The organism is Achromobacter sp. Marseille-Q0513, from assembly GCF_018195695.1.
In the GTDB taxonomy this organism is placed as follows: Bacteria; Pseudomonadota; Gammaproteobacteria; order Burkholderiales; family Burkholderiaceae_B; genus Achromobacter.
The window spans coordinates 1-584 of the sequence record NZ_JAGTJY010000454.1; the positions used below are offsets into that span (position 1 = coordinate 1).

The 584-nt window shown below is 74.5% G+C and carries 1 protein-coding gene; it reads left to right on the forward strand.

What is annotated here, in order from left to right; all coding sequences use genetic code 11:
• Nucleotides 1–584, forward strand: a 584-nt coding sequence (locus tag KDH83_RS31225) for a hypothetical protein (RefSeq protein WP_212322987.1), incomplete at both ends; no start/stop codon positions are given.

Consider the following 584-nt stretch of genomic DNA (forward strand, 5'->3'; position numbering starts at 1 on the left):
GGCTGCGGCTTTTTGAACGCGGACCGCGCCACGCTCACGACCGGCAAGCCCATGGTGGGGCCGGACGGCGGCATCGGCTTTGATGTGGCGGGCGGCAAGCTGCGCGTGGAGGGCGCGGGCCTGAACGGCGCGAACCTGAGCCGCGTGGACCTGATGGCGCGCACGCTGGAGATCAACGCGGGCATCTGGGCCGACCAGCTGCACGTGACGGCCGGCGCGGCCAAGGTCGACTACGCGACGGGCGCGGTATCGGCGGGCCAGGGCGAAGGCCCGGCGCCGACGGTGGCGCTGGACACGGCGGCGCTGGGCGGCATGTATGCCAATAGCATCCGCTTGGTCGGCACCGAGGCTGGCGTGGGCGTGAACGTGGGCGGCAACCTGGTCGCCTTGACGGGCAATCTGGAAGTGAGCGCGGCGGGCGACGTCAAGATCACGCCCAGCGGCACGATGCAGGCGGCGCGCGATGTGCGCGTGGCCGCCGGTCGCGATGTGGCGGTTGAGGGCCGCGCGCAGGGCGCCGGCGCGGTGGCCCTGACGGCGGGCCGCGACGCGGCGGTCACGGGCGCGGTGAGCGCGGGCCAGGC